At 73.6% G+C, this 24,904-nt stretch carries 25 protein-coding genes; 21 read left to right on the plus strand and 4 right to left on the minus strand.

Annotated features, from left to right (window positions below):
• Positions 1 to 70 precede the first annotated feature (70 nt).
• Together hemB and OUQ99_RS02345 are read left to right on the plus strand one after the other, a co-directional pair.
• Entirely contained in the window at positions 71 to 1,069 is a 999-nt protein-coding gene (gene hemB, locus OUQ99_RS02340; RefSeq protein WP_267947765.1) for a porphobilinogen synthase, read from the plus strand.
• 94 nt (positions 1,070 to 1,163) lie between these two features.
• Positions 1,164 to 1,817: a bifunctional DNA primase/polymerase gene (locus tag OUQ99_RS02345; protein ID WP_267947766.1), complete on the plus strand. Its 654-nt coding sequence runs from the start codon at positions 1,164 to 1,166 to the stop codon at positions 1,815 to 1,817.
• Between the two features lie 81 nt (positions 1,818 to 1,898).
• Here OUQ99_RS02345 and OUQ99_RS02350 read toward each other — a convergent pair whose 3' ends face one another.
• Complete coding sequence (locus OUQ99_RS02350; protein WP_267947767.1) at positions 1,899 to 2,570, minus strand: response regulator; 672 nt, start codon at positions 2,568 to 2,570, stop codon at positions 1,899 to 1,901.
• A complete protein-coding gene (locus tag OUQ99_RS02355; protein WP_267947768.1) occupies positions 2,567 to 3,943 on the minus strand; it encodes a sensor histidine kinase in 1,377 nt (458 codons plus the stop codon). The genes OUQ99_RS02350 and OUQ99_RS02355 overlap by 4 nt, the downstream gene beginning before the upstream one ends.
• A gap of 419 nt (positions 3,944 to 4,362) precedes the next feature.
• Here OUQ99_RS02355 and OUQ99_RS02360 point away from each other — a divergent pair, with 419 nt between their 5' ends.
• A complete protein-coding gene (locus tag OUQ99_RS02360; protein ID WP_267947769.1) occupies positions 4,363 to 5,289 on the plus strand; it encodes an ABC transporter ATP-binding protein in 927 nt (308 codons plus the stop codon).
• Entirely contained in the window at positions 5,286 to 6,056 is a 771-nt protein-coding gene (locus tag OUQ99_RS02365; RefSeq protein ID WP_267947770.1) for an ABC transporter, read from the plus strand. Before OUQ99_RS02360 ends, OUQ99_RS02365 begins: the two co-directional genes overlap by 4 nt.
• A gap of 83 nt (positions 6,057 to 6,139) precedes the next feature.
• On the opposite strand, the gene rraA is transcribed toward OUQ99_RS02365, so the two are convergent.
• Positions 6,140 to 6,622: a ribonuclease E activity regulator RraA gene (gene rraA / locus OUQ99_RS02370; protein ID WP_267947771.1), complete on the minus strand. Its 483-nt coding sequence runs from the start codon at positions 6,620 to 6,622 to the stop codon at positions 6,140 to 6,142.
• 253 nt (positions 6,623 to 6,875) lie between these two features.
• Here rraA and OUQ99_RS02375 point away from each other — a divergent pair, with 253 nt between their 5' ends.
• The 7 genes from OUQ99_RS02375 (at position 6,876) to OUQ99_RS02405 (ending at position 13,208) form a co-directional block, all read left to right on the plus strand.
• Positions 6,876 to 7,532: a phosphatase PAP2 family protein gene (locus OUQ99_RS02375; protein ID WP_267947772.1), complete on the plus strand. Its 657-nt coding sequence runs from the start codon at positions 6,876 to 6,878 to the stop codon at positions 7,530 to 7,532.
• Positions 7,533 to 7,764: 232 nt separating this feature from the next.
• On the plus strand, positions 7,765 to 9,129 hold the full coding sequence (locus OUQ99_RS02380) for an AAA family ATPase (RefSeq protein WP_267947773.1): 1,365 nt from the start codon (positions 7,765 to 7,767) through the stop codon (positions 9,127 to 9,129).
• Positions 9,126 to 9,695: an RloB family protein gene (locus OUQ99_RS02385; protein WP_267947774.1), complete on the plus strand. Its 570-nt coding sequence runs from the start codon at positions 9,126 to 9,128 to the stop codon at positions 9,693 to 9,695. Before OUQ99_RS02380 ends, OUQ99_RS02385 begins: the two co-directional genes overlap by 4 nt.
• A 53-nt stretch (positions 9,696 to 9,748) precedes the next feature.
• The gene (gene hemL / locus OUQ99_RS02390; RefSeq protein ID WP_267947775.1) at positions 9,749 to 11,044 is read left to right on the plus strand and encodes a glutamate-1-semialdehyde 2,1-aminomutase; all 1,296 of its coding nucleotides are present in this window, start codon (positions 9,749 to 9,751) and stop codon (positions 11,042 to 11,044) included.
• 44 nt (positions 11,045 to 11,088) lie between these two features.
• Complete coding sequence (locus tag OUQ99_RS02395) at positions 11,089 to 11,724, plus strand: histidine phosphatase family protein (protein WP_267947776.1); 636 nt, start codon at positions 11,089 to 11,091, stop codon at positions 11,722 to 11,724.
• Between the two features lie 224 nt (positions 11,725 to 11,948).
• Positions 11,949 to 12,047 (plus strand): 30S ribosomal protein bS22, encoded by a 99-nt coding sequence (locus tag OUQ99_RS02400; protein ID WP_017621272.1) that lies wholly within the window; start codon positions 11,949 to 11,951, stop codon positions 12,045 to 12,047.
• A 225-nt stretch (positions 12,048 to 12,272) separates the two neighbouring features.
• Positions 12,273 to 13,208 carry an NAD-dependent epimerase/dehydratase family protein gene (locus OUQ99_RS02405; protein ID WP_267947777.1) on the plus strand — a complete coding sequence of 312 codons (936 nt, stop codon included), beginning with the start codon at positions 12,273 to 12,275 and terminating at the stop codon, positions 13,206 to 13,208.
• A gap of 321 nt (positions 13,209 to 13,529) precedes the next feature.
• Here the strand turns inward: OUQ99_RS02405 and OUQ99_RS02410 are convergent, their stop codons facing one another.
• Positions 13,530 to 14,327: an HAD family hydrolase gene (locus OUQ99_RS02410; protein ID WP_267947778.1), complete on the minus strand. Its 798-nt coding sequence runs from the start codon at positions 14,325 to 14,327 to the stop codon at positions 13,530 to 13,532.
• A gap of 247 nt (positions 14,328 to 14,574) precedes the next feature.
• On the opposite strand from OUQ99_RS02410, the gene OUQ99_RS02415 reads away from it, so the two are divergent.
• The 10 genes from OUQ99_RS02415 to OUQ99_RS02455 all read left to right on the plus strand — a co-directional run bounded on the left by OUQ99_RS02415 (position 14,575) and on the right by OUQ99_RS02455 (position 24,760).
• On the plus strand, positions 14,575 to 15,717 hold the full coding sequence (locus tag OUQ99_RS02415) for a putative quinol monooxygenase (RefSeq protein ID WP_267947779.1): 1,143 nt from the start codon (positions 14,575 to 14,577) through the stop codon (positions 15,715 to 15,717).
• A 263-nt stretch (positions 15,718 to 15,980) separates the two neighbouring features.
• Positions 15,981 to 16,679: an LmeA family phospholipid-binding protein gene (locus OUQ99_RS02420; RefSeq protein WP_267947780.1), complete on the plus strand. Its 699-nt coding sequence runs from the start codon at positions 15,981 to 15,983 to the stop codon at positions 16,677 to 16,679.
• Between the two features lie 134 nt (positions 16,680 to 16,813).
• A complete protein-coding gene (locus OUQ99_RS02425; protein WP_267950222.1) occupies positions 16,814 to 17,140 on the plus strand; it encodes a TlpA family protein disulfide reductase in 327 nt (108 codons plus the stop codon).
• Positions 17,141 to 17,232: 92 nt separating this feature from the next.
• A complete protein-coding gene (locus tag OUQ99_RS31630; RefSeq protein ID WP_352983320.1) occupies positions 17,233 to 17,319 on the plus strand; it encodes a putative leader peptide in 87 nt (28 codons plus the stop codon).
• Between the two features lie 568 nt (positions 17,320 to 17,887).
• A complete protein-coding gene (locus tag OUQ99_RS02430; protein WP_267947781.1) occupies positions 17,888 to 18,733 on the plus strand; it encodes a sulfurtransferase in 846 nt (281 codons plus the stop codon).
• Positions 18,730 to 19,035, plus strand: a complete 306-nt coding sequence (locus OUQ99_RS02435) for a DUF1416 domain-containing protein (RefSeq protein WP_267947782.1) — start codon at positions 18,730 to 18,732, stop codon at positions 19,033 to 19,035. The genes OUQ99_RS02430 and OUQ99_RS02435 overlap by 4 nt, the downstream gene beginning before the upstream one ends.
• A gap of 403 nt (positions 19,036 to 19,438) precedes the next feature.
• On the plus strand, positions 19,439 to 21,589 hold the full coding sequence (locus OUQ99_RS02440; protein ID WP_431061475.1) for a hypothetical protein: 2,151 nt from the start codon (positions 19,439 to 19,441) through the stop codon (positions 21,587 to 21,589).
• 90 nt (positions 21,590 to 21,679) lie between these two features.
• Positions 21,680 to 22,936, plus strand: coding sequence for a Mur ligase family protein (locus OUQ99_RS02445; RefSeq protein ID WP_267947783.1), 1,257 nt, complete (start codon positions 21,680 to 21,682; stop codon positions 22,934 to 22,936).
• A 9-nt stretch (positions 22,937 to 22,945) separates the two neighbouring features.
• Positions 22,946 to 23,659 carry a type 1 glutamine amidotransferase gene (locus OUQ99_RS02450; RefSeq protein WP_267947784.1) on the plus strand — a complete coding sequence of 238 codons (714 nt, stop codon included), beginning with the start codon at positions 22,946 to 22,948 and terminating at the stop codon, positions 23,657 to 23,659.
• Positions 23,660 to 23,839: 180 nt separating this feature from the next.
• Positions 23,840 to 24,760: an NADP-dependent oxidoreductase gene (locus OUQ99_RS02455; RefSeq protein ID WP_346660232.1), complete on the plus strand. Its 921-nt coding sequence runs from the start codon at positions 23,840 to 23,842 to the stop codon at positions 24,758 to 24,760.
• Positions 24,761 to 24,904: the final 144 nt, after the last annotated feature.

A 24,904-nucleotide genomic window follows, 5' to 3' on the forward strand; every position in this document is an offset into this window, starting at 1 on the left:
CGCGCGGGGCCCCGGGAGGCCGGGCCCAGACCACACGTCCACCCCGCGAACCCACGTACGGGAGCCCGCAATGACCGCATCCGGAAACGACGCCGCCTTCCCCGCCGCCCGTCCCCGCCGCCTGCGCCGTGGACCGGCGCTGCGTCGCCTGGTCGCCGAGACCCGGGTGCTCCCGCGCAACCTGGTCCTGCCGATGTTCGTCAAGGAGGGGATCACCGAACCCGTGGCGATCTCCTCGATGCCCGGCCAGGTGCAGCACACGCGCGACAGCCTGCGCAAGGCCGCCCACGAGGCCGCCGCCGCCGGGGTCGGCGGCCTCATGCTGTTCGGCATCCCCGCGCACAAGGACGAGCGAGGCTCGGGCGCCGACGACCCCGACGGGATCGTCCAGGCGGCCCTGCGCGACCTCGCGGCCGAGGTCGGCGACGACCTCGTGGTCATGGCCGACCTGTGCCTGTGCGAGTACACCTCGCACGGCCACTGCGGGCCGCTGGAGACCGGCGGGCACGTCGACAACGACCTCACCCTGGAGCGCTACGCGTCCGTCGCCGCCGCACAGGCGGAGGCGGGGGCGGCCGTCGTGGCGCCCAGCGGCATGATGGACGGCCAGGTCGCGGCCATCCGCGCCGGGCTGGACCGCGCGGGGTTCGGGCAGGTGCCGATCCTGGCCTACGCCGCCAAGTACGCGTCGTCCTTCTACGGCCCCTTCCGTGAGGCCGCCGAGGGCGCCCCGCAGTTCGGCGACCGCTCCGGCTACCAGCAGGACCCCGCCAACGTCCGCGAGGCCCTGCGCGAGGTCGCCCTCGACGTCGCGGAGGGCGCCGACATGGTCATGGTCAAACCCGGCCTGGCCTACCTCGACATCGTCGCCAAGGTGGCGGAGGCGTCCCCGGTACCCGTGTCGGCCTACCAGGTCAGCGGTGAGTACGCGATGATCGAGGCGGCGGCGGAGCGCGGCTGGATCGACCGCGAGCGGGCCATCGTGGAGACCCTGACCTCGTACCGGCGGGCGGGGGCCGAGCAGGTCCTCACGTACTGGGCCACCGAGGCGGCACTCCTGCTGCGGTAGCGCGACCAGGCCTTTCGCCCCGGTCGCGGTCGCCGGGCGCGGGGCCCCGGACCGAGGCCGCGCCTGAGCCGAGCACGACCACCGGGGAGGCCCCATGGCCGACGTACTGTACCGACGTAGGCGCCGACATGCGACGGACAGCATGCTCGACGCGGCCCTGCGCTACGCGCGGCTGGGCTGGCCGGTCGCGCGCGGCGCCGCGCCGGGCGAGGACCGCGCGTGCAGCTGCGACCGGATGGGCTGTCCGGACCCGGCGGCGCACCCGGTCACGATGGCCTGGGGGGTGGAGGCCAGCACCGACGCCGCCACCCTCCGGCGCTGGTGGACGGCCACCCCGGACGCCAACGTCATCCTGCCGACCGGCCGGGTCTTCGACGTGTTCGACGTCCCGCGCGAGGCGGGCGTGATGGCCCTGGCACGGATGGGCCGCTCGGGCGTCCCGGCCGGGCCGGTCGCGGCGGTCGACTCCTCCCGCTACCTGTTCTTCGTGGCCACGCGCTCCCCGGTCGACGAGGACGAGTGGTGGTCCTGCCACCTGGACTGCGTGCCCGAGGACGTCGAGGAGATGCCGGGCCTGCGCTGGCACTGCCGGGACAGCTTCGTCCTCGGCGCGCCGTCCCTGCTGCCCTCGGGCAGCCGGGTCACCTGGATCCGCACACCGCTCGACGCGGGCGAACCGGTCCCGCTCCCCGACCCGATCGCGGTGCTCGGCATCCTCGCCGACGCCAGCGCCGAGTTCTCGGGCTGACGCACGCGGCCCGGCACCGACACGGCGGCCCGGGGCACGGGGCCCCGGGCCGTGGCGCCCCGCCGTCCCGGGGCGGCGGGATCAGGCCCCTCCGCGCTCGCGCACCCACAGCGCCAGCCGCGTCCGGTCGCGCAGGCCGAGCTTGCGCAGGATGCTGGTGACGTGGTTCTTCGCGGTCCCCTCCGTGATGAACAGGGTCCGCGCGATCTCCCGGTTGGTGGCCCCGGTCCCCACCAGCCTCGCCACCTCCTCCTCGCGCTCCGACAGCGGGGACGCGGCGGGCGCGGCGGACCCGGTGGCGGGCCCCGCCCAGGGGGCCCGGGCCGGGTCCAGGGCGGCGACGAGCCGCTGGGCGGCGGGCCCGCCCAGGACGGTCTCCCCCCGTGAGGCGCGGCGCAGCGCCGAGACCAGCTCCTCCGGCGGAACGTCCTTGAGCAGGTAGCCGCGGGCCCCGGCGCGCAGACCGCCGAAGATCAGCTCGTCGTCGTCGAACGTGGTCAGCACGACGGCCGGAACGCCCGGGTACTCCTCGCGCATGCGGCCGATGAGGGTCACCCCGTCCATGAGGGGCATGCGGGCGTCCACGAGGGCCACGTCGGGGAGGGGGACGGCCGAGGACAGGAACTCCAGGGCCTCGACCCCGTTCGCCGCCTCGCCGACCACGTCGATGCCCTCCTCGATCTCCAGCAGCTTGCGCAGGCCCTGCCTCAGCAGGATCTGGTCGTCGACGATCAGAACCGAGACGGTGGTCACGCGGTGCCTCCAGCGGTGGTCGGAACGGTCTCCCGTTCGGTGCGCAGCGCGGGGACGGACACCCGGAGCCGGAAGCCCTGCCGCCGCGTCCCCGTGTCCTTCCCCGCGCCCTCCCGGAGCGGGTCCCCGGCCCGGCCGCCCCCGGTATCCTGCTCCGTGCCAGGGGCGCGGGCCCCGCCCCCGTCGCCGGCCTCCAACGCGCCCCCGACCGAGGCCACCCGCTCCGCCAGCCCGCGCAGGCCGAACCCGCCGAGCGCCGCCCCCTGCGGAGCCCCGGCGCCGTTGTCGGCCACCGTGACCGCCACCCCGGCGGGGTCCGCCGCGACCTCCACCTCCACCAGGTCCGCGCCCGAGTGGCGCATCGCGTTGGTCAGGCCCTCCTGGAGGGCGCGGTAGCAGACCAGCTCGGCCTCCTCCGACAGCTCCGGCCAGTCGCCGGCGTCGGTGAAGGCGATGCGGATGCCCCCGCCGTCGAACGAGTCCGCCATCGCGCGCATGGCGGCCACCCCCGCGCGCCCCTCCAGCCGCAGCGGTCGCAGCGCGCGCACCCACCTGCGCGTGTCGGTGAGGGCCTCGCCCGCCAGCTCCCTGGCCTGTTCCACCTCGCCCCAGGCCCGGTCGGGACGGGCGGTGCGGAAGCGCAGCGCGTTGGACAGGGACATGGCGAGCGCGGTCAGGTAGTGGCCGGTGCTGTCGTGCATCTCCCGGGACATGCGCGCGCGCTCCTCGGCCACGGTCAGCTCCCGTACCCGGGCGGCGCGCAGGCGCAGGTCCTCGTGGGCCTCCTCCAGCTCGGCGAGGAGGGCCGTGGTGCGCTCGGCGCGCTCCCCGGCGACGACGAGCCCCACGAAGGCCATGCCCGACACGGCCACGATGAAGAGGAGGCTCGTCCCCATCACCAGCCCTGCCCAGAGCGGCACCACCCCGGGCAGGAAGAGGGCGAGCACCACGCTGAGCGCGAAGACGGAGGCTCCGTAGCCGACCCCGCCGAGGAGGCCGAACACGGCCACCGCGTTCATCGTCCCCACGCAGACCAGCAGGAACATCGTGTAGTTGTTCGTGATCAGGCACAGCACGGTCAGCACCAGGAAGACCACGCTGGCCGCCCGCCGCAGCGGAGGGGAGTCCGCGGACCAGGCGAGGAACGGCCACAGCGCGCACGAGGCGACCGCCGCGCCGAAGCTGGCGAACACCATGGCCCTCAGCGCGGGCGGCTCGTCCGCCAGGCCCATGTCGAACACGAGGCCCATGGTCTGGAGCACGAGCGCGATCCCCGTCGCACCCCAGAACAGCAGCTGCAGCATGCGCGGCGGGCGGTCCCTGTACAGGGTGACCCAGGCCGACAGGTCGGGGAGCGAACCGGACGTGTTCATCCCACGAGCGTAGCCACGCCCCGACGGTGGGCGGAGTGGCCCGGGGTCATGTCCGGAGCACGTTCCGGCCATGACCTCCGGCATGCCCCGGACGCGGAGAACGCCATGACCGCACCGTGCCGCACGGTCGATGCGGCCGTTCCGCGCCTTTCCCTAATGTTCTCCGTGAAAGGCAGGCGGCGGAGGGGAAAAGCGCGGGAGAACGGCCTCGGCGAACACGGGAAAGTCCCCTCCCCCTCGGTGGACACCGCCTTTCCGGCGGACGGGACCTCGCGGTACGCCGGCGCGCCGACCGTGCCGGATCCGCCGCTGACCTCACCCGACGCCCCGACCGTCCCCGCAGCGCGGACGGGGGTCGCGGGCGCCGCCGCGCTCCGCACCCGATTCCGACCCGACCCCGAAAGGACACACGGACGCCGATGAACGGCACGCCTGTGATCACCACCGAGAAACTCACCAGAGACTACGGAAACGGCGCGGGAGTCTTCGACGTCGACCTCTCCGTTCCGCGCGGAACCGTTTTCGGACTCGTCGGCCCCAACGGGGCCGGAAAGACCACGCTCCTCTCCGTCCTCGCCGGGCTCAGGAGGGCGGGGAGCGGGAACGTGCGCGTGGACACCGCGGGCGGACGGGTCCTGCTCTGCCCCGACGTCCCGGACTTCGAGCCCTGGCTCACCGCCGCCGAGGTCGTCGTCCTCAGCGCCGAGGCCGCCGGGGTCCCGGTCACCCCGGAGGACGCGGCCCTCGCCCTGGAGCGGGTCGGCCTCACGGAGGCCGCGCACCGCCGCAACGCCCGCTTCTCCCGGGGCATGCGGCAGCGGCTGGGCCTCGCCGCCGCACTGGTCTGCCGGCCCGAGGTGCTCATCCTGGACGAGCCCGCCTCCGGGCTGGACCCGCGGGGGCGGGTGGACGTGCTCGCCCTCATCCGCTCCCTCCGCGAGCACTGCACGGTCATCCTGGCCAGCCACCTGCTCGGCGACGTGCAGAGGGTGTGCGACGACGTCGCCGTCCTGGTCCGGGGGCGGGTGGTCTACCAGGGGCCCGTCGCCGACATCGCCGACCGCGGACGCCCCAGCGCCTGGCACGTGCGGGTCCGCGGCACGGCCCGGGAGGTCGTGGAGCTCCTCTCCGCCGAACCGTGGGTGACCCGGGCGACCCCCGTCGAGGCCGAACCCGACCTCGTCTTCGTCGAGGCCGTCGCCGCCGAGCACGGGGAGACCGGCATCCCGCGCACGCTCGTGGAGCACGGCGTCCCGCTGGTCTCCATGAACGGCTACGAGGCCGACCTGGAGTCGGCCTTCCTCTCCCTCACCTCGACGGACGCCACCGACGGGAGCACCCGATGAACACCGCGCTCTACCGCAACGAGATCCGGCGCATGACGCGCACCCACACCCTCGCCGGGCTCATGGCGTTCTTCGTCTTCTTCGGGGCGGCCTCGCCGGTCCTGGTGTTCCTCCTGCCCGACCTGCTGGCGGCCATGGAGGGTGTGGAGGGGGTCCAGACCGGCATGGCGGACCTCATGCCGGAGGCCACCCCGGTCGCCGCGCTCGGCTCCTACGTGGAGAACGCGCAGATCCTCGGCGTGCTGTTCGTGCTCCTGGTGGCCGCGGGCGCCCTGGCGCTGGACGGCAGCGTCGGCCGCTCGACGTTCTACCGGGTCCGGGTCCCCGGTCCCGCCGCGCTGGTGCTGCCGCGCTTCGCGGTCCCCGCGATGGCCGCCGTCGCCGCGTACACGGCCGGCGCCGTGGCCGCCTGGGCGACCACGCTGCTGCTGATCGGGGAGCTCCCCCTCGGGGCCACCCTCGCGGGCGCGCTGTTCACGGGGCTGTTCCTGGTGTTCGCCGTCGCGGTGACGGCGCTGGTCGCCGGTCGGGCCGGCGGCCTCCTGCCCACGGTCGGGTTCTCCGTGGCCGCACTGGTCCTGCTCGTCCTGCTGGGCCAGCTGCCGGTGGTGGGGGAGTGGTCGCCCACCACCCTCTTCGCCGCGCAGGCCGCCCTGCCCGACGGTGCGCCGGTCACCGACTTCCTGCCCGCCGCGGTCAGCACCCTCGTGGGGACCGCCGCCCTCCTCGCGCTGGCCGTGCGCGGGTTCGGCGCCCGGGAGGTCTGAGGGGAGGGGCGCCGGGAGAAACCGGCGGAGGGGGTCATCGGACGGACCCCCTCCGTCGGCGTCCTGTTGGGCCCGGGGGCGTCCTAGATCTCCGTGGCGTTCACCACGATCCCGTCCTCGTCGCTGTAGAGCCACTCGCCCGGGACGAACACGACGTCGCCGAAGGCCACCGGCACGTCGAGGCGCCCCGCGCCGTCCTTCGCGGACTTGCGGGGGTTGGATCCCAGGGCCTTGACCCCCAGGTCGAGACCGCCGAGGGCCCTGGTGTCGCGCACCGCGCCGAGGATGACGACGCCGGCCCACGCGTTCTCCACGGCCGCCGCGGCGATCATGTCGCCCATCAGTGCGGACCGGAGCGAGCCGCCGCCGTCCACGACCAGTACCGCCCCCTCACCAGGGGTGTCGAGGACCTGCTTGACCAGGCCGTTGTCCTCGTGGCACTTGACGGTGCGGATGCGGCCCGAGAAGACCGCCCGCCCGCCGTACCGGCGGAACTGCGTGGAACAGCTGCGCAGGGTGTCGCCGTGGTCGTCGACGAGGTCCGCGGTGGAGAAGTCGGGGGTCATGTCGGCTCCGGTTCGGGTCGTGGGCGGGCACCGTCGAAGCTACCCGCCGGCGCCCGGAGTTCTTTCGTCGGTCCGGAACGTCTCTTTCGTCTGTGGGGCCGCCTCTCCGGCCCTGAACGGTCGAAGTTGATGACAGGATAAGGACCTTCCCGTCATCACCTCGTGGGAGTCCCGTCACCCGCCGACCGGACGTCGCCCGGCCCTTCCCCCTGCTCGCGCGCGACCCTCCCCGTACGACTTCTTCTGGAGAGAGATGGTCTCCGAGATCTTCGCCGTCAGTGCCGCCTGGTCCCGGGCCGTGATCGAGTTCACCGCCGGCCTCGACCCCTGGGTCCAGCAGGCCGCCTACCTGGGCACCGACCTCTTCCTCGGCGTGTTCGCGGTGCTCTTCCTCGCCGCCTGGTGGCGCGCCAGGTCCCACAGCTCCCGCGCGGTCGGCCTGGCGCTGTTCGCCCCCGTCGCCACCGTCGTCGCCTACGCCGTCAGCCGCACCGTCAAGTCGTTCTTCGAGCAGCTGCGGCCCTGCCAGGCCATGACCGACCTGACCACCATCGCCACCTGCGACCCCATCGGCGACTGGTCGTTCCCCAGCAACCACGCCGCCATCGCCGGCGCCGCCGCCGCGGCCGTCGTCGTCGCCTGGCGCCGCTTCGCCGTCGTCGCCGTGGTGTTCGCCGTCCTCGAGGCCTTCTCCCGGGTCTTCGTCGGCGCCCACTACCCCCACGACGTCACCGTCGGCCTGCTCGTCGGAGCCGCCGTCGCCACCCTCGCCTCCCTCGCCATGGCCCGCCCGATGACCGCGGTCGTCGACCGCATCGCCGCCACCGAGCGCCTCCGCCCCCTCGTCCGGGCCGAGGGCGCCGAAGCGCCCGCGGAGCCGGCGTCCGGCAACACCTACGCGCGCTCCTGACCCTTCCTCACCGTGCCCCGTCCCGCCCCGGGACGGGGCACACGTGTGCCCGGGGTCCGGGCCAGGGGCGGAGAACCCCTGGGGGCGGACGGCGCCCGGCCCCCGAAGCGGGGGAGCCGCGCCCGTCGACGGGGTCCATGTTCGCGGCCACGGGGTCGTGGCATGCTTGGCGTGTGTGGGTATTCCACGCAGAACGCGGTCGAGCCACTGAAAAATGGGGGAGAAGGCCACGATGCTGCTGAGTTTCCGCGTCGAGAACCACAAGTCCATCCGGGACGAGCAGCAACTCCTCCTCACCCCCGTCTACGACGACGCCCGCCCCGAGAAGGCCGGTTGGGAGGCCTCCACCGTCGCGGGGATCTTCGGCGCCAACGCCTCCGGCAAGTCCAACATCCTGGACTCCCTCTCGCTGATGCGCGACACGGTCCGCTGGTCGATGCGGGACAACGAGCCGGGAGCGGGGATGCGGCGCCATCCCTTCGCCCTGGGCGGGGCCCGGGGAGAGCCCACGACGTTCGTGGTCGATCTCGAGGCCGACGGAGTCCGGTACACCTACGGTTTCGCGATCGACGACCGGAGGGTGACCGAGGAGTGGCTCTACAGCTATCCGAAACAGCGCAAGCGGGTCGTCTTCGAGCGTGAGGGCAGTGACTTCGAGTTCGGGGAGCACGCTCCGGGGAAGCTGCGGCAGGTCGCGGAGATCACCGGGGAGAACGTCCTTTTCCTCACCGTTGCCGCCCGGGCCTCGAACGAGGTCGTGGACCCCGTCTACCGGTGGTTCTCCGACCGCCTCGTCTTCGCGGCGGAACGTCTTCCCGGACGCCCCCTGTGGCTGCGGCGCGGTGGGGTTCCCGAAGACGCACTGAACGCTCTGTCCGACCTCCTGAGGTCCGCCGACACCGGTATCCGGAGCGTCGAGCTCAGGGAGGAGGAACCGATCGACCTCCTCGACCGGGCCCTGAGCCGTCAGCAGGGAACACGTGACACCTCTACGGAGCGAATTTTCCGTGAGCTGCTGAAGGCCCGGCTCGCCCAGGACGGGGATGTCGAACCGCAGGGCAGACGCCCCCGCAGGGACCTTCCGCCGACGCCTGTGTTCAACCACGGCGGCACGGCCCCCGACCGCCCCCTGCGATGGGAGGAGGAGTCCAGGGGGACCAGAGCCCTCGCCGCACTCGGCTTCGAGGCCCAGCGCGTCCTGGAGCGCGGCGGGGTACTCGTCGTGGACGAGATCGACGCCAGCCTCCACCCCTACCTCTCCGCCCGGGTGATCTCGCTCTTCCAGGACGAGGAGCAGAACCCCGCGGGCGCACAGCTCGTCTTCACCAGCCACGACGCCGCACTCCTCGGACGGGTCCGGGGAGCAGAGGTCCTCAAGCGCGACCACATCTGGTTCGTGGACAAGGACGGCGAGGGCCGCACGTCCCTCTACCCGCTCAGCGACTTCAAGCCCAGGGGCGACGACAACCGGGCCAGGCGCTACCTCACCGGGCGCTACGGGGCCGTCCCCGACGTGGACGACGAGCTGTTCCGCGAGGCCCTCGCCAGGAGGGAACGGCACCCGGCCGAGGACGGGGAAGGGGCGGCACGCCGGTGAGCAAGAGGGCCAAGAGGGAGCGAGAGACCAGGCTCGAACGCCGCCGCCCCCACCGGGAGGAACGGCGCGTCTACCTCGTCGTCTGCGAGGGCGGGACCGAGAAGGCCTGCTTCGACGGCATGAAGAGGCACCCCGACGTGCACATGCACACGCTGCACGTGCGCAGGTCCAAGCATCCCCAGCGCGAAATCGTGGTGCGGAGCGCGGCCGAGGCAGGACGGGACGAGTACACGCAGATCTGGGCCGTGTTCGACACCGACGGAGAGGACGTCGCCTCCCTCGTCGCGGAGGCCCGGCGCTCCGGGGTCGAGGCCGCCCACTCCACCCCCACGTTCGAGACCTGGCTCATCCTCCATTTCAAGGACCACCGGTCCGCGCTCGTCGACGGGGCCCGGGCCGCGGGAGCGCTGAAGGCGCTCCTGCCCCGGTGGAGCAAGGGCGGGACGCGCTTCGAGGACTTCTCGGACGGACTCCGCGACGCCTGTGCGCGGGCGGAACGCCTTCCGCCCGGGGGAGATCCGGGGACGCGGGTCCATCTCCTCGTCGGGGCCGTCCTGCGCCCCTGACCTCGGAGGCGGGTCACGGTTCCGTGACCGGGCACAGCTGACACACTGGTGAGGTGGGTACTCAACAGACTTCAGCAGAGCTCTTCGAGCGGGCAGCCGCCGTCGTTCCCGGTGGCGTGAACTCGCCCGTGCGCGCCTTCGGCGCGGTCGGCGGCACCCCGCCCTTCTTCGTCCGGGGCGAGGGCCCCTACCTCACCGACTCCGACGGCCGCCGGTACGTCGACCTGGTGTGCTCGTGGGGACCGCTGATCCTCGGGCACGCCGCCCCCGCCGTCGTGGACGCCCTCCACACGGCGGTCGACGCGGGGACGTCCTACGGGGCGCCGACGCCGGGCGAGGTCGAGCTCGCCGAGCTGATCGTCGGCCGCACCCCCGTGGAGAAGGTCCGCCTGGTCAACTCCGGCACCGAGGCGACCATGTCCGCGATCCGCCTCGCGCGGGGATTCACCGGCCGCAGCAAGATCGTCAAGTTCGCGGGCAACTACCACGGCCACGTCGACGCGCTCCTGGCCGCCGCCGGCTCCGGTCTCGCGACGTTCGCGCTCCCCGACTCCCCGGGCGTGACCGGCGCCAGCGCGGCCGACACCCTGGTGCTGCCCTACAACGACGCCGAGGCCGCCGAGCGGGCGTTCGCCGAGCACGGCGACGACATCGCCTGCGTCATCGCGGAGGCCTGCCCCGCCAACATGGGCGTGGTCCCGCCCCGGGCCGGGTTCAACGCCCGCCTCAAGGAGATCGCGCACGCCAACGGCGCCCTGCTGATCCTCGACGAGGTCCTGACCGGATTCCGCGTCAGCGCGTCCGGGTGGTACGGCCTGGAGGGCGTCGCCCCCGACCTGATGACCTTCGGCAAGGTCATGGGGGGCGGCCTGCCCGCCGCGGCGTTCGGCGGACGGGCCGAGATCATGGACCGGCTGGCCCCCGGGGGCCCCGTGTACCAGGCGGGCACCCTCTCCGGGAACCCCCTCGCCACCGCGGCCGGGCTCGCCACCCTGCGCGGCGCGACCCCCGAGGTGTACGAGCACATCGACCGCGTGTCCGCGCAGGTGCGGGCGGAGGTCTCCGGGGCGCTCGACGCCGCCGGGGTCGTCCACCGGGTCCAGGGCGGCGGCAACCTCTTCACGGTGTTCTTCACCGACCGGGAGGCCGTCGACTTCGACAGCGCCCGCACCACGGACACGGGCGTGTTCGCCGCGTTCTTCCACGCGATGCTCGACCAGGGCGTGTACCTGCCGCCCGCGGCCTTCGAGGCCTGGTTCTTCTCCGCCGCGCACGACGAGGCGGCCGTGGACAGGGTGGTCTCGGCACTGCCCCGAGCGGCCCAGGCAGCGGCAGAGGCCCAGGGCTGACCCCCCGCGGTCCGCCCCATGACCCCGAAAGAAAGACTCACACGATGACGACGACGACCGTCGTGCACCTGCTGCGGCACGGAGAGGTGTACAACCCGGACAAGGTGCTCTACGGAAGGCTTCCCGACTTCCACCTGAGCGAGCGGGGCCGGCAGATGGCCGAGATGGCCGCGGAGTGGTTCGAGGGCCACGACATCGCCGCGCTGTTCTCCTCCCCGCTGGACCGGACCCAGGAGACAGCCGTCCCGCTCCAGAAGATGCTCGGCCTCCCGGTCACCCTCGACGACCGGCTCATCGAGTCGGCCAACAAGTTCGAGGGGATGGCGCTGTCCCGGAGGTCGATGCGCGACCCCCGCGTGTTCAGCCGCGTCTACAACCCGTTCCTGCCGTCCTGGGGGGAGCCGTACTCCGAGATCGTCACCCGGATGGTCTCCGCCGTCAAGGTCGCCCGCCGTGCGGCCTGGGGGCGCGAGACGGTGCTCGTCAGCCACCAGCTGCCGATCTGGATGGTCCGCCGCGCCGCCGAGGCGAAGAGGCTCTGGCACCGGCCGGACCTGCGCGAGTGCAATCTGGCGAGCGTCACGTCCCTGACCTTCGCCGACCAGCGGCTGGCCAGCGTCAGTTACGCCGAGCCGGCCGCCGAGTTGTACCGCGACGAGCCGTCGGTGCCCGGGGCGTGACACGGAGCGCGTACCCGTAGCGGTAAGCTGGTGCTTCGGGTGCGGTAGGCGTGCGCTTTTCCGGCGTTCGGCCTTCCCGGGGCACGCCCCGGTCGCATCGGCCACCCCGCGCCCTGAGCGCGTCGGTGCCAGCGGGCCCAGCAGCCGCATCCGAACCCCTTGCCGGTTTTCACCGCCCAGCGGTTCGGCATGTCCGTACTCATCGTGAGCGAGAAGGTGATCCCATGGGTTCCGTCATCAAGAAGCGTCGCAAGCGGATGGCGAAGAAGAAGCACCGCAAGCTGCTCAAGCGCACGCGTATCGCGCGTCGCAACAAGAAGTAGGAACGGTCGCGGCGAAGTCGTCTCTCCGCGGGCGTGGGCGTGCCCCCGGCTCGTCCCGGACGCGGAGACACCTTCCCCCTTTGCGCGCGCTTTGCCGCCGCAATGGAATTTTCTGGGTGAGGCGCTGTTGTGCCTCACGGGTCGCGGTCGCCGGCTCACCCTCGTGGTGAACGGTCCGCGGACCTCCCGGAACAGCTCCCGTCTCCTTCCAAGGAACGTGTCGCCATGGCTCGTGTCGTACTCGTCACCGGGGTGTCCAGCCCCCTTGCCGCCAGGGTCGCGCAGACCCTGAGCGAGGAGCCCGGTGTCCGCCGGGTGATCGGCGCCGACTCGTCGCCGCCGCCCCAGGACACGCGGGGTATCGAGTACGCCCATGTCGACCTGCACGACGGGAGCCTCGACCGGATCGTCACCGACTCCGGTGCCGAGCTGGTGCTGCACCTCGGGCTGGACACCGAGGGCGCCCCGAACCGGGAGGACAACCTCCTGGGGACGATGCGGGTGCTGGGCGCGGCCCAGCGCTCCACCTCCGTCCGGCGCCTGGTGGTGCGCTCCAGCGCCACCCTCGACGCCGACGACGCGGCCGAGGTCGAGCGCCACACGCGCGGCCTCCAGCGCCGCCGCCCCGACCTCTCGGTGGCCCTCCTGAGGTTCGCCAACCTCATCGGCCCCTCGGCCGACACCCCCCTCACCCGCTACCTCGACTCGCGCCTCGTGCCCACGGTGCTCGGCAACGACCCGCGGGTGCGCTTCCTGCACGAGGACGACGGCGCCGAGGCGCTGGTGCGCATGGCGCTCAGCGACGGGACCGGCTTCTTCGACGTGGCCGGAGCCGATCCCGTGCCGCTCTCGCAGTGCCTGCGCCGCGTCGGCGGCCAGCGGCTGCCGGTCCCCGCCCGCGGCCTCAAGGTGCTGAGCGGCCTGGCCAAGCACGGCCGCATCGGCTACGCGAGCTCCAGCACGACGCGTGCCGTCCACGCGGGACTGCACACCGCGGGGATGGACTCCGACTCCCTGGAGCGGGTGCTGGACTGGTCCCCCGCGTACTCCTCCGCCGAGGCCTTCGAGTCCTACGCGCACAGCCGCGCGTCGTCCTCGCCGCGGCACGGACTGCGCCCGGTCCACGTGCTCGCGCTCGCCCGGGCCACGCTGGGGCGCTGAGCCCCCCTCCCACGGTGTCCGCGCGCCCGTTCCGCACGGGACCCGCCGACCCCCGCCGTTCCGGCCCCGAGCGGTTCCCGGCCCGCGGCCCCGCCGCCCTGGGCGTGCAGCCGCGGTCCCCGCGCCGGAGCCCCGGGCCCACCCACCGTCTCCCCGACCCGCCCCGGTCGTCCTCCGCGTGCCCCGACCGCCGTCCGGGCGGCTTCCGCCGCGGTCCCCGCGACCCCGTTGCGGCCCGTGCCCGCCGCGCGCAGGCCGTCGTGGACGCCTCCGGGGGCCGTGACGCGCGGTCCCGCCCGGCCGCGAGCCTCCCGCTTCGCCTCAGACCGCTCTGCGCTGTCTGACCGCGCGCATGGCGACCGCGCCCGCCACCGCGCCCGCCACCGCCGCGGGGACCGCCACCTTCAGCGCGGCCCGGTGCCGCCGGAAGTCGTGGACCGGCCAACCGTGCGTGCGCGCGTACCGGCGCAGGTCCCCGTCGGGGTTGACCGCGTGGGGCCGTCCCACGAGGGACAGCAGCGGCAGGTCGTTGGAGGAGTCGCTGTAGGCCGAGCACGCGGCCAGGTCCCAGCCCTCCTTGCGGGCGAGCGCGCGCACCGCCACGGCCTTGGCGGGCCCGTGCAGGAGGTCCCCGTTGAGCCGTCCCGTGTACACGCCGTCGACGCTCTCCGCCTCCGTGCCGAGGGCGCCGGTCAGGCCGAGCCGCCGCCCGATGATCTGCGCGAGCTCCACCGGGGTGGCGGTGACCAGCCACACCGGTTCGCCGGCGTCGAGGTGCCGCTGCACCAGCGCGCGCGTGCCCTCCCAGATCCGGTCGGCCATGGTGTCGTCGTAGATCTCCTCGCACAGGGTGACCAGGTCGGCCAGGTCGTGGCCGGCGACGAACGCCAGGGCGGCCTCGCGCGCGGCGTTGATGTGCTCGGGCTGTTCGCTCCCGGTGACCCTGAAGACCGTCTGCCCCCACGCGAAACGCATCAGGTCGCGCGTGGTGAACAGGTCGCGGGCCGCCAGGCCCCGGGCGAAGTGGTAGATCGAGGCGCCCCGCATCAGGGTGTTGTCCACGTCGAAGAAGGCGGCCCCCGGACCGACCGGAGTCGGGGACACGGCGTCGTATGACACGGTTCTCTCCTGGCTTGGGTGGGGGAGGCGGCCCTCCGGTGTCGGGGTGGCGAGCCCCGCGTAGTGCGAGCCTACGACCACCCGCGGGTCGTGCGGGGCCGCTGGGATGCGGTGACAAACCAGGTGATGAAGCTCACAGTGTAAATCCCTGTTGTGGGCCCCACTCTGCGGGATCTTCCCCGAAACTGCCCCCGCCATTCTGGTCAAAGTGCACATCCACCCGTTGGCGTGCAGCATCATTGTCGGGATGGTGACGGTAGGACTGGCATTCATAAGCGCGTTGGTGGGCTGGAGCGCCACCGCCGCGCTCGCCGCGTACGCCCAACGCCGTCCCGGTGTGGCCGCGATCGGGTGGCTCGTCGCGGCACTGGGGATGACGGTGGGCCTCAGCGCGGCCGTGATCGGGGCGATGTTCGACTTCGGCGAACTCACCTTCCGGCTGCTCCAGATCGGTATCAGCCTCCTCGGGCCGCTCTACATGGCCTGGGGCGCCTTCGAGTACGGCGTCCGATCTCCCCGCGGCGTGTTCACCTCGCGGCTGCTGCTGAGCGCGTTCACCATCGTTCCCCTGGTGGTGCTGTCCGTCGACCGGGTGAGCACCCGGTTCGGCGACACCTTCCCCGCCCTGGGCGACCACTACGACCTCATCCCGCGCTCGCTCGTCAACGTCACACAGGTCGTCGCCGCCGTCCTGCTGGTCACCGCGGTCGTCGCGGTGGCCAGGCGCGCCTCCGCCCACCGCAACGCCGACCTGGCGGTGCTCGGCCTGGTCTCCCTCGCCACGGTGCTCTCGGTGCTGGTCGGCCGGTTCGGGCTCGGCCTCGTCGGGCCCCTGCTGATGCTCGGCGCGGTCGCGGCCCTGTGGTGCGCCGCCGCGATGGTCGCGCGCCCCCGCCGCGACCCCTACGACGACGACGACTACTACGACGACTACGACGACGTGGCCGAGGACACCGAAGACGAACTCCCGGAGGAGCCCGTGCGCCGCAAGCGTCGCAACGCCGACCCCTACGACGACTACTACGACGGTCCGCCGACCCGGCAGGCCCCGCCCGCCAAGCTGCGCGGCGTCATCACGATCTACACGCTCGCCGACGGCCAGGGCCCGGGCTTCGACCGCCTCGCCGACGCCGTCGTCGCCCAGGTCGCCGAGCGTGAGCCGGACACCCTGCTGTTCGCCTGCCACACGGTTCCCAGCGCGCCCTCGCAGCGCATCGTCTACGCGATCTACCGGGACGAGCTGGCGCAGGAGGAGCACGAGCAGCAGCCGCACGTCGTGGAGTTCGCCCGGATCGGCGCGAACCACGTCGTCGCCACCAACGTGATCGAACTCTCCCTGGCGGGCGCCTCGGCCAGCGACGGCCTCGCCGGCCTGCTGATGCCCCGCTGACCTGCGCCTTCAAGGCCCGCATGGCAAGGGCGGACGGCGGTGCGGCCCCTGGCCCCCACCAGGGGAGGTCTCGAACCGGTGTCTTCTCCCCGGAACGCCGAACCGGTCGAGGGGCCCCGGCGTCCAACCCCGGGTGAAGTACCCTTCCCTACAGGTTTCTCCTGACCGGTGCCCGTCGGGCACCGATGGCGTGTGACCGAGACCGGCCGGACAGCCCAGCCGAGAGGCGCGCCGGAGCGAAAGAAAGTGTGCTGGGATTCCCGATGCGTAAATTTCTTGTCGTCCTCCTGATCCTCCTGGTCGCCCTCGTGGTGGCGGCCGACGTCGGGGGACGCAGCTTCGCGCAGAGCGCCGTGGCGCGCCAGCTCGCACAGCAGCTCCAGATGGCGGAGGAGCCGACCGTCGAGATCGAGGGCTGGGCGTTCCTGCCGCAGGTGTTCGGGGGCGAGTACTCCGAGATCCGCATCACCGCCGACACCGCCACCCTCAACGGCGTCACCCTCGAGCAGATCGACGCGACCGCCGCCGGCGTGCGGGCGCCCCTGGCGGACATGCTCGACCAGCCCAGTGTGGTCGCGGGGCAGCTGGACGGCTCGGCCGTTGTCCCCTACTCCTACTTCAACGCCTACCTGCCCGAGGGCATCACCATCACGACGGAGAACGGGCAGCCCCGGATCACCGGTGAGCTCGCCCTCCCGGAGCTCGGCCTGAGCACCTCGGTCAACGCGGGCGGGGAGTTCGGCGTGGACGGCGACACGCTGTCCTTCACCCCCGACGACATCCAGGTCGACGGTGTCCCGGGCGACGTCAGCGGCCTGGTCTCCGGTTCCCTCACCTTCAGCGCGCAGGCGCCCGCCCTTCCCTTCGGCCTGGCCGTCACCGACATGGAGCCCACCTCCACCGGGCTGCGGATCACCGGCACCGGGTCCGACGTCCCCCTGATGGGGGCCGACGCGGCCTGACGGCCCGCACCCGGCGGCGGGGTTCCGGGCGCCGCCGGGAACGCACGGCGCGGGGCGCGCCGACGGCACACCAGGAGGAGGACGGAGCGGTGACGACACGGGACGAGGGCACGCCGGGGGACCGGCCCGCCGCGGTGCGGCCCGGTGCGGCCGACGCGCTGACCTCCGACGAGATCGGCGCCGAACTGGGCGAGCGGGCCACGCTCGTCCAGTTCTCCAGCGCCTTCTGCCAGCCCTGCCGCGCCACCCGGCGGGTCCTCGGCGAGGTCGCCGGGATGGTCGACGGCGTCGCCCACGTGGAGATCGACGCCGAGGCCCGGCTCGACCTCGTCCGCAGGCTCGACGTCGCGGGCACCCCCACGGTCCTCGTCCTCGACGCCGGGGGCCGGATCGTGCGCCGGGCCGGCGGCCAGCCGCGCAAGGCGGACGTCATCGCCGCGCTCGGCCGGGCCGTCCGCTGATCGGGGGTCCCCGTACGCCCCGGCGCGAACGTTCCCCCTGTGATCTACCCCACGCGTGACAAACGCGTCACGGGGACTGTAGCGTCTAGAACGTGACTTCCTTGACGAGCGCGTATCTGACGAAGCGACGGGCAGTGGACTTCTGCCGCGTCGCCGCCGCGCTCTGTCTGTGTCCCTAGGGCGGACGGGCTTCCCGACCCCCGCTCCCTCCGTGCGACTGGCCTTCCACCGTGTACGCAGCAGGGGACGACACACCATGCAGGCCGACCCTCGCGGGCAGTGCTCAACCGCTGTCCCGACCGCACCCGTGACGGCCGCCGCGTACCCCGGGGTCCACGGCCTCCGGGCACCGGTCCTCGCGTTCGCGGTGGTCGCCGGGGCGGCCCACCCGCCGCCCGGCCTGCCGTTCCCCGCCTCCGTACGCCCCCGTTCCGGCCCACCGGCCGAACCGGGGGCCGGCCGGTCGCCACGGTCCGCACAGGGAGCAGGACACGCCTCCGCCGTTCCCGGACCCGCCGGTCACCCGGCGGGCACGGAGCGGCCCGGTATCGCCGCGTCCGCCCCCGCACCCCCCGCAGCCCTCCCCGTAGGCCGTCCGGCCTCCGCCACGGCTGCGGGAAGCACCTTCTCGCCCTCCGCCGCACGGCGTCGGGCAGGACGGCTCGACCCCACGCGTCCCGGGACGGCAGCACCCCGGGAGCACCGACCGCACACGCGACACCGCACAAGAAACACAGGAGGTTCCCTATGAGCCGCTCCGACGTCCTCGTGGACGCCGACTGGGTGGAGGCTCACCTGGACGATGACAACGTGGTCCTCGTCGAGGTCGACGAGGACACGTCCGCCTACGACAAGGGACACATCCGCGGCGCCGTCAAGATCGACTGGAAGACGGACCTCCAGGACCCTGTCCGCCGCGACTTCGTGGACCGGACCGGGTTCGAGAAGCTGCTGTCCGCCAAGGGCATCGGCAACGACGACCAGGTGATCCTGTACGGCGGCAACAACAACTGGTTCGCGGCCTACGCCTACTGGTACTTCAAGCTGTACGGCCACGACGCCGTCCGCCTGCTCGACGGCGGGCGCAAGAAGTGGGAGCTGGACTCCCGCGAGCTGGTGGAGGAGGTGCCCGAGCGCGCCGCCACCGAGTACACCGCCAAGGAGCAGGACACCTCGATCCGCGCCTTCCGCGACGAGGTCGTCGAGGCCATCGGCACCAAGGACCTGGTCGACGTCCGCTCGCCCGACGAGTTCACCGGGAAGCTGCTCGCCCCCGCGCACCTGCCGCAGGAGACCTCGCAGCGCCCCGGCCACATCCCGACCGCGCGCAACATCCCGTGGGCCAAGACCGCCAACGAGGACGGCACGTTCAAGAGCGCCGAGGAGCTGCGGGAGCTGTACACCGGGGCCGGCGTCGACCTGGACAAGGACATCATCGCCTACTGCCGCATCGGCGAGCGCTCCTCGCACACCTGGTTCGCCCTGCACGAGATCGTGGGCCTGGAGAACGTCAAGAACTACGACGGCTCCTGGACCGAGTACGGGTCCCTGGTGGGCGTGCCCGTCGAGCTCGGAGAGGCGGAGGCCAAGTGAGCGACAGCTGCGGAGCGCCGGTCGGCGGGGTCGCCCTCGCCGACGTCGACGCGGGGAACCAGGCGGTCATCCAGGGCACGGTGACGCGTGACGGCGAGCCGCTGCGCGGCGCCTACGCCCGCCTGCTCAACGCCTCCGACGACTTCGTCGGCGAGGTGGCCACCGGGGACGAGGGGACCTTCCGCTTCTTCGCCGCCGACGGCGACTGGAAGGTCCGCGTCCTGGCGTCCAAGGGCTTCACCGGCGAGTACCCGGTGCGGGCCGAGGTGGGCAAGGTCATCGACCTCCGGGTCCAGGCCTGACCCACGGCCGACACGACAGTTCGGGCGCGGAGCGCCGGTACCGACGGGAGACCGTCCGGGACCGGCGCTCCGCGCTGTCGGGGGCCGGGCGCCGGGGACGGCCGTCCCGCCCGGCCCGGGGGGCTCCGGAGCCGCCCCGCGGCCGGGGCGGTCGCGCGTTCGTCCACAGGGCGCGTCCTGGTCTGGCAGGCCGTTCAGGGTCCTGCTTCACTGGAGGGAGCGCGGGGCCCGGTCGGCCGCCCGGCCGGTACCGGCGTCCGACAGCGTGTCGACCGCGGTGGGACCGTGACAAGCACGCCGGGCAGCTGGCAGCATCGGGCCCACGCTCCGGCCACCGCCGGGGTCCCGCGTGAACGACCCCGGCCGCTCCCTCCCCAGCGGCCGGTCAGGAGGTGTGAGGACGGTGCCCGACCCCCGAACCGGCGGCACGGCCAGAGGAGAGGCCGGGCGGACCTACGTCGGCTGGCGCCACGCGGTGCTCCTCCCGCCTCCGGGACCGGCACCCCGCAGGCCCGTGCCCGCCGACTCCGAGAGCGTCAGCGAGGAGTGGATCGCCGCCCAGCGCGACAGCGAGGCCCAGACCAACCGCCCCCTCTACTACGCCCTGGGCGGGCTCGGCCTGTTCGCCCTGCTGTGCCCGCTGCTGTGGAGCCTGCGCATCCTCCCCGGCAGCTTCGCCCTCGGCGGCGTGTTCGCGTGCGCCGCCGTCGCGGCCCCCGTCGTCTTCGCCCTGGTCCAGAGCCGGCAGGTCGTCGCGGAGCGGCTGGAGAGGGCCCGTGAGCGGCTGGCGGCCGAGCGCGACGAGCGCGAGCGGGTGCTGCACCAGCAGCAGCGCGACCACGCCCGCCGGTACACCGAGTGGCAGGCGGCCTCCCGGGCCTACGAGGCCCAGCCCCGCTGGTACGGGGTGACCGTCCCCGCCGACGCCCGAGCCGTCGTCGTGGTCGGCGGCACGGAGGCGGGGTGGTCGGCGCTGCTCGCCACCGTCGGCGTCTCCCGGCTCCGGGAGGGGGGCGACCTCACCGTCGTCGACCTCACCGGGCGCTCCGTGGCCCGGGAGCTCGTCCGGCTCGCCCGCCGCTGCGCCGTCGACCCGCGCCGCTGGGTGCTGCCCGCCGACCTGCCCCGGATGACGCTGGGCACCAACCTGGACGCGGGCCAGCGGGCGCGCATCCTGTCCGCCGTCGCCGCCGCGTCCGGCGAGGCCGACGACGCGGACGCCGACGAGACCCTGATCCTGCGCCTGCTGGAGGTCCTGGGCCCGCGCGTCGGCATCGCCGAGCTCATCGGCGGCCTGCGCGCCCTCATCACCCCTCTGGAGGACGCGGCCGAGGACGACCCGGCACTCGCCCTGCTCACCCCCGACCAGCGCGTCCGGGTGCGCGAGCGCTGCGCGGACCGTCCCGACGTCCGTGAACGGGCCTGGGAGCTCGAACGCCGCCTCAGCCCCTTCGAGGCCGTCGGCACCCGGGCGGACGACGGCGAGTACGCGCAGGTCAAGATCATCTCCACCGACCGGGCCTCCGGCCGTGCCGCGGCCCGCGTGTACGGGACCTACGCCGTCTCCGCGCTCAGCGAGCTCCTGGAGGGGGCGGCCCCGCCCCCCGGCGGCGGGGGCCGGGGCCGCCGGCAGGACCGCACGCGGACCGTCGTGGTCTGCGGCGCCGAGACACTCCCCCCGGAGGAGGTCGAGCAGGTCCTCTCCGCCGGGGCCGACAGCGGGGTGGAGGTCGTCCTGATGTTCCGCACGCCCTCGACCTCGGCCCTCGCCAGGTTCGCGGACCCCGCCTGCCTGCCGGTGGTGATGCGCCAGCACGGGGAGTCCGCGGAGACCGTCGAGCGGGCGGTGGCCACGGCCCCGGGCCCGCACGATCCCGCGCGGATGAGGCTGCACCGCCTGACCGAGGCGGTCGGCGAGGCGGCGGGCGGCCCGCCCCCCGGCGCGGAGGAGGGGGCCGAGGACGAGATCGAGGCCGACGACCGGTTCTTCGCCTCCCCCCACACCGAGTCCGGAGCGGTCATCCGCAACGCCGCCGCCGCTATCGCCCCCTTGGACCTGGTTCGTCATGTGAGATCCGCCACGTCATGGGGTCGCGCCACCGCCCAGGCGGCGGGAATCGACGCACCTGGCGCCGACGGGGAGGAAGAGGACGCCTTCGTCCGCGTCAGCCTGCTCGACGCCGGGGCGCTCCGCGGACTTCCCCCCACCGCCGCGGTGGTCCTGACCGCCGACGGCCCTGTCCTCGCGGACACCAACCCGGGTATCCTCACCCTGTCCACAGCCACACTGGCCACCGTGGACGACTCCCAGAACTCCAGCACCACGCCGCCGGCCGTACGCGGCACCGGGGCGGCCGAGGGCCGCCGGGGCGGGAGGGGACGGCACGCCGAGGGCGGTCACCCCCGCGCCGACGTCTCCGGCGCCGCCTCCGACACACCCGACGGCACCGCGGTCCGCGACGGATCGCCGGCTCCCGCGGGAGCGGGCGAGTCCCGGGGGCAGGTACCGCCCAACCTGGGACCGCCGCCGGAGAGGCTGGACTGGCGGGTCTGATCCCAGGTGGACAATAAGCTTGGCCCGACACATCGCCCGCCGCCTCCCAGGAGCGAACGGCGCGGGTGATCCAGCAATTCTGGAGAGTAGATGAGCGAGCTTCCCTTGCGCGCCCAACTGGCATCGGTTCTGGGAAGGAGCGCAGCCAGCCTGTCCCGCGCCACCGGGCGGGGAGACGGCTCCGTCATCGGTGGCAGGGTGGCGCTCAAGGTCGAACCCGACCTGCTCGCCAAGCTCGCCCGGGGCCGCAGGCTCGCCCTGGTCAGCGCCACGAACGGCAAGACCACCACCACCAGGCTCATCGCGCAGGCCCTGCGCGAGTTCGGCGACGTGGCCACCAACGAGTACGGCGCCAACATGCCCACCGGGCACATCACGGCGCTGTCCGACAACCGCTCGGCCGTCAACGGCGTGCTGGAGGTCGACGAGAAGTACCTCCCGCAGGTGCTGCTCGCCACCCAGCCGGCGTTCGTGGTCCTCATGAACCTGAGCCGCGACCAGATGGACCGCGCCTCGGAGATCAACCTGCTCGCCAAGAAGTGGCGCACCGCCCTGGGCAAGAGCAACGCGCACGTCATCGCCAACGCCGACGACCCCCTCGTCGCCTGGGCGGGCCTGGGCGCTCCCAACGCCACCTGGGTCTCCGCCGGCCAGCGCTGGAAGGAGGACTCCTGGTGCTGCCCCGAGTGCGGCGGCCACCTCCGGCGCGAGGCCGACCCGCACTGGGAGTGCCCCGAGTGCGGTCTGGCGCGGCCCCGGACGAGCTGGGCGGTCGAGAACGAGACCGACACCCTGGTCACGCCCGAGGGCCAGAGGATCAAGCTGCGCATGAACCTGCCCGGGGACGCCAACCGGGCCAACGCGGCGATCGCCGCCGCGACCGCCGCCGGGTACGGCATCCACCCGGAGCGCACCGTGGAGCGCCTGCGCGAGGTCACCTCCGTCGCGGGCCGCTACACGTCCGTGGTGACCATGGGCGTCGAGGTCCGGCTGCTGCTCTCCAAGAACCCCGCCGGGTGGCTGGAGTCGTTCGCCGTGCTGGACCCGCCCCGGACGCCGGTGATCCTCGCGGTCAACGCCCAGATCCCCGACGGCAAGGACACGTCCTGGCTGTGGGACGTCGACTACACGGTCCTGCGCGACCGCCGCGTGTTCGTCATGGGCGAGCGCCGCACCGACCTGGCCCTGCGCCTGGAGACCGACGGGGTCCGGTTCGAGATCGCCGACCGCGTGGACGAGGTGCTGGGCCGCCTCAAGGCCGAGCAGCCCGACATCACCAAGGTCGACCTCATCGCCAACTACACCGCCTTCCAGCAGATCCGCACGGCGTACGGCCGCGTCCAGTAGGGGAGAGTCATGACGAACACCAGTGCGTTGCGGATCGTGTGGATCTACCCCGACCTCCTGAGCACCTACGGCGACCAGGGCAACGTCCTCATCCTCAAGCGCCGGGCCGAACTGCGGGGCATCCCGACCGAGATCGTGCACGTCCACTCCAGCGACTCGGTGCCCGAGCAGGGGGACATCTACCTGCTCGGCGGCGGCGAGGACCGGCCGCAGATCCTCGCGGCCGAGCGCCTGCGCGCCGACGGCGGGCTGGCCCGCGCCGCCGCCCGCGGCGCGTGCGTCTTCGCGGTGTGCGCCGGCTACCAGATCATCGGCGAGACCTACGGCGACGACGAGGCCAACCCGCTGCCGGGCGTGGGCATCCTCGACATCCGCAGCGGCCGCGGCCAGGCGCGCGCGGTCGGCGAGATCGTCGCCGACGTCGAGCCCTCCCTGGGCGTCGGACGGATCACCGGCTTCGAGAACCACCAGGGCCGCACGGCCATCGGCCCCTCGGCCCGCCCGCTGTCGACCACGGTCCGGGGCATCGGCAACGACGACCGCACCGAGGGCGCCTACCAGGGCCAGGTGCTGGGCACGTACCTGCACGGACCCGCCCTGCCCCGCAACCCGCAGCTGGCCGACCTGCTGCTGCGCTGGCGCGTGGGCCAGCTGGCCCCGCTCGCGCCGTCCTGGGGCGAGCGGCTGCACGACGAGCGCATGGCCGCGGCGCTGCGCCAGTAGCGCCGCGCACGGAGCACGGCCGCGGGGCCCGGCGGACACGGAACCACTCCCTGTCCTCCGGGCCCCGCCCGCGTCCGCGCCGGTGTGCCGCCCGTGCGGCCGGGGCGCGGGCGGGGCCCGGCGCCCGCGCGGCCGCGGGGCCCGTGGAATGAACAGGCCCCCCACAACGCTGCCCTGGGCATGAAGGCAATGGCACTGCACCAGTACGGTTCCGCTGACGACCTGGCCCTCGTGGAGCTTCCCGAGCCCAAGGTGGCGCCGGGGGAGGTCCTGATCCGCGTGAAGGCGGCGGGGGTGAACCCGGTCGACTGGAAGCTCGCGGCCGGAGGGCTCGACCCCGTCATGGAGGCGGGTTTCCCGCTGATCCCGGGGTGGGACGTCGCGGGCGTCGTCGAGGCGGTCGGGTTCGACTCGACCGAGTACGGGATCGGGGACGAGGTCTACGGGTACCTCCGCAAGGACTGGGCGAAGAACGGCACCTACGCCGAGCTGGTCTCGGCGAGCGTGCGCATGCTCGCCCCCAAGCCGGTGTCGCTGGGCTGGGAGGAGTCCGCGGGGGTCCCGCTCGCCGGCCTGACCGCCTACCAGGCGTCGAGGCGCGTCGGCGTGGGAGCCGGTGACACGGTGCTCGTCCACGCCGCCGCCGGCGGCGTCGGGTCGTTCGGCGTCCAGATCGCGGTGGCGCGGGGCGCCCGCGTCATCGGCACCGCCAGCGAGCGCAACCACGACTACCTGCGCTCCCTGGGGGCCGAGCCCGTCGTCTACGGCGACGGCCTGGCCGACCGGGTCCGGGCCCTGGCGCCCGGGGGCGTCGACGCCGTGCTGGACTTCGCCGGCGGCGGGGCGGCCGAGCAGTCCCTTCCGCTGGTCGGGAGCCCGGGCCGGGTCGCCTCCGTCGCGGACGCCGACGTCCTGGAGAGGGGCGGCCACTACGTGTGGGTGCGCCCCGACTCCGCCGACCTCGTCGGGCTGTCCCGTCTCATCGACGACGGCAAGGTCTCCGTGTACGTCGAGCGCGCGTTCCCCCTGACGGAGGCGGCCGACGCCTGGCGCCTGAGCCAGACCGGCCGGACCCGGGGGAAGATCGTCCTGACGGTCTGACCGGCACAGGAGCCCCGGAGTCCGCCGAGGGCCTGCGCGGACGCGGTCCGCGCAGGCCCTCGCCCCCTGGTACCGCCGGCCCGGGACGGGGCGGCCGGGCTCCCCGGGCAAAGAGGTCACAACTCCGGAATGTCGGGCAAGTGA

This window comes from Streptomonospora nanhaiensis (assembly GCF_026642255.1).
In the GTDB taxonomy this organism is placed as follows: domain Bacteria; phylum Actinomycetota; class Actinomycetes; order Streptosporangiales; family Streptosporangiaceae; genus Nocardiopsis; species Nocardiopsis tropica.

What these genes read in the sequence shown, in the direction of transcription:
- hemB (WP_267947765.1), top strand. Translation starts at nt 71, where the DNA reads ATGACCGCATCCGGAAACGACGCCGCCTTCCCCGCCGCCCGTCCCCGC.
- OUQ99_RS02345 (WP_267947766.1), top strand. Translation starts at nt 1,164, where the DNA reads ATGGCCGACGTACTGTACCGACGTAGGCGCCGACATGCGACGGACAGC.
- OUQ99_RS02355 (WP_267947768.1), bottom strand. Translation starts at nt 3,943, where the DNA reads ATGAACACGTCCGGTTCGCTCCCCGACCTGTCGGCCTGGGTCACCCTG.
- OUQ99_RS02360 (WP_267947769.1), top strand. Translation starts at nt 4,363, where the DNA reads ATGAACGGCACGCCTGTGATCACCACCGAGAAACTCACCAGAGACTAC.
- OUQ99_RS02365 (WP_267947770.1), top strand. Translation starts at nt 5,286, where the DNA reads ATGAACACCGCGCTCTACCGCAACGAGATCCGGCGCATGACGCGCACC.
- rraA (WP_267947771.1), bottom strand. Translation starts at nt 6,622, where the DNA reads ATGACCCCCGACTTCTCCACCGCGGACCTCGTCGACGACCACGGCGAC.
- OUQ99_RS02375 (WP_267947772.1), top strand. Translation starts at nt 6,876, where the DNA reads ATGGTCTCCGAGATCTTCGCCGTCAGTGCCGCCTGGTCCCGGGCCGTG.
- OUQ99_RS02380 (WP_267947773.1), top strand. Translation starts at nt 7,765, where the DNA reads ATGCTGCTGAGTTTCCGCGTCGAGAACCACAAGTCCATCCGGGACGAG.
- OUQ99_RS02395 (WP_267947776.1), top strand. Translation starts at nt 11,089, where the DNA reads ATGACGACGACGACCGTCGTGCACCTGCTGCGGCACGGAGAGGTGTAC.
- OUQ99_RS02400 (WP_017621272.1), top strand. Translation starts at nt 11,949, where the DNA reads ATGGGTTCCGTCATCAAGAAGCGTCGCAAGCGGATGGCGAAGAAGAAG.
- OUQ99_RS02405 (WP_267947777.1), top strand. Translation starts at nt 12,273, where the DNA reads ATGGCTCGTGTCGTACTCGTCACCGGGGTGTCCAGCCCCCTTGCCGCC.
- OUQ99_RS02415 (WP_267947779.1), top strand. Translation starts at nt 14,575, where the DNA reads ATGGTGACGGTAGGACTGGCATTCATAAGCGCGTTGGTGGGCTGGAGC.
- OUQ99_RS02420 (WP_267947780.1), top strand. Translation starts at nt 15,981, where the DNA reads ATGCGTAAATTTCTTGTCGTCCTCCTGATCCTCCTGGTCGCCCTCGTG.
- OUQ99_RS02430 (WP_267947781.1), top strand. Translation starts at nt 17,888, where the DNA reads ATGAGCCGCTCCGACGTCCTCGTGGACGCCGACTGGGTGGAGGCTCAC.
- OUQ99_RS02445 (WP_267947783.1), top strand. Translation starts at nt 21,680, where the DNA reads ATGAGCGAGCTTCCCTTGCGCGCCCAACTGGCATCGGTTCTGGGAAGG.
- OUQ99_RS02450 (WP_267947784.1), top strand. Translation starts at nt 22,946, where the DNA reads ATGACGAACACCAGTGCGTTGCGGATCGTGTGGATCTACCCCGACCTC.
- OUQ99_RS02455 (WP_346660232.1), top strand. Translation starts at nt 23,840, where the DNA reads ATGAAGGCAATGGCACTGCACCAGTACGGTTCCGCTGACGACCTGGCC.